Below are 2,230 nucleotides of genomic sequence, written 5' to 3'. Positions count from 1 at the left end.
TGCCGTGTGCTGCACCTCGGGGCGGGCCAGGTGGGCCCCGCGCAGCAGGAGGGGGAACAGCCGCACCAGTCGGGCGCGGCCGAGCGGTGCCACGCGGACGACGTCGAGCCGCCCGTCGTCGGGCAGGGCGCCGACGCACACCGGCATGCCTCCGCCGTAGCTGGCCGTGTTCCCGATGGCCACCAGAGTCCCCCGGGCGGTGATCGGCCGTTCGTCGTCGACCGTGACGGTGAAGTCGAGCGGCCGCAGCCGGACGAGCTCGATGAGCAGGGCCAGGTAGTACCGGAGGGCGCCGGAGGGCCAGCGCAGACGGTTGGTGCGGTCGCTCACCCTCGCGTCGAAGCCCAACGCCACGACCGTGAGGAAGGCGGCACGACCCGCGCGCGTCTCGACCTCACCCACGTCGATCGCCCGGGGCGTGCCGGTGAGGGCGAGTTCGACGGCTGCGGCGGCGTCGTGTCGCGGCAGGCCGAGCGCGCGGGCGAGGTCGTTGCCCGTCCCCGCGGGCACCAGGGTGATCGGGACGGCGGCGGCGCACACGACATCGAGGATCCCCGACAGCGTGCCGTCCCCGCCGACCACCACGAGCCCGTCCGGCCCGCCCACGAGGGCTTCAGACGCCAGCGCCGTCGTGTCCGCCGCCGAGTCCCCGACGTAGAGTCTGACGCTCGCGCCGCGCTGTCGAAGGTGTGCCACCGCGAGCTCGGTCAGACGGCGGCCTCGCCCCTTGCCCGCGCGGGGGTTCGACAGCACCGCGATGTGGCCCACGTCAGTCCCCCGCCGGGAGGGCAGCGGGGATCACGGCGCCCGGGTTCAGGAGCGCCTGCGGGTCGAGCTCGCGCTTGATCGCTGCGAGGATCCGCATCCCGGCCGGCCCGAGCTCCCGCGCCAGCCAGGGCGCGTGATCCCGTCCGACCGCGTGATGGTGGCTGATGGTGCCCCCGTGCGCGAGGATCGCGTCGTTCACGCGTGCCTTGACGGTCGTCCACACCGGGAGCGGATCGCTGCGGATCCCGGCCAGGACGGTGAAGTACAGCGACGCCCCCGTGGGGTACACGTGCGAGACGTGGCACATCACGGTCGACCGGGCCCCCGCGTCGCGGAAGCCCTCGCGCAGGGCGGTCTCGACCGCGGCCTTCAGCGTCGCGAGCCCCGTCCAGGTGGTGGCGGTCTCGAGGGTCTCGCAGAACACACCGGCGTCGAGCAGGGAGTCGCGCAGGTAGGGCCCGTCGAATCGGCCGGCCGCCCACTCCTCCGCATCCCCTGCGCCCGACGACGTCCCGCCCGCCGCGCGCAGCAGCGCGGTCGTCCGGGCGCGCCGCGCGTCGATGTCATCGCCCTCGTACACCGTCACGACGCTGGCGCCGCGCGCGATCGCCTTCCCGATCCGGCCGACCTGCGCGAGACCGACGGCGGTCTCGGCCTCGTCGGACAGACGGATCACGGTGGGACCCCTGCCGTGCTGCGCGACGCGGCGGAGTCCGTCGACTCCGTGCGCGAAGTCGGGAAACGACCATGACTCGAACACCCGCTCGGCCGGCACGGGGTGCACCCGCACGCGGACCTCGGTGATGACGCCGAAGATGCCCTCCGACCCCAGGAACAGCCGGATCAGGTCGGGTCCCGCGGCGGATCCGGGAGCCCGGCCGAGCTCGAGGTCGCCCGTCGGTGTCGCGACCCGGAGCCCGGTGACCATGGTGTCGAAGCGTCCGTACCCTGCGGAGTTCTGGCCCGACGAACGCGCGGCCGCGAAGCCGCCGATGGTCGCATAGCGGAAGCTCTGCGGGTAGTGTCCCAGCTCGAGCCCGTGCGCTGCCAGCTGCGCCTCGGCGTCGGGGCCGGTCGTCCCGGCCGCGAACACCGCCTCGCCGCTGAGCGCATCGACGCGCAGCAGGCCGCGCAGGCGGCGCAGATCCAGGCTGATCACGGCGCGGTGCGGCCCGCGCTCCGGATCCAGCGCGCCGACCACGCTCGTGCCCCCGCCGTAGGGGATCACCGCGATGTCGCGCTCTCCGGCCACGGCGAGGCATGCCATGACCTGAGCGTGGTCGGCGGGGAGCACGACCCCGTCCGGCACGCGTTGCTCGTGCTCGCGGCGCCGCAGCAGGTCCGGGGTGGAGCGCCCGCCGGCGTGACGGATCCTCGCCTCGTCCGCGTGGTCCACCCCGTCGACGCCGACGACGGCCGCGAACGCCGCCCGGTCGTCGTCGGTGAGCGCGCTCGGTCGGAC

2 protein-coding genes are annotated in these 2,230 nt (G+C 74.6%); both read right to left on the bottom strand.

From position 1 onward, the window contains the following. The coding region (locus DW309_RS06100) for a diacylglycerol/lipid kinase family protein (RefSeq protein WP_136044858.1) at nucleotides 1–768 on the bottom strand (768 nt) is incomplete at its 3' end. A 1-nt stretch (nucleotide 769) separates the two neighbouring features. Then, a partial coding sequence (locus DW309_RS06095; RefSeq protein WP_136044857.1) for an FAD-binding oxidoreductase occupies nucleotides 770–2,230 on the bottom strand: 1,461 nt, incomplete at its 5' end.

The organism is Microbacterium sp. K41 (assembly GCF_004794395.1).
Taxonomy (GTDB): Bacteria; Actinomycetota; Actinomycetes; order Actinomycetales; family Microbacteriaceae; genus Microbacterium; species Microbacterium sufflavum.
The sequence above is the reverse complement of the archived record's forward strand: the minus strand, read 5'-3'. Positions and strand labels throughout refer to the sequence as shown.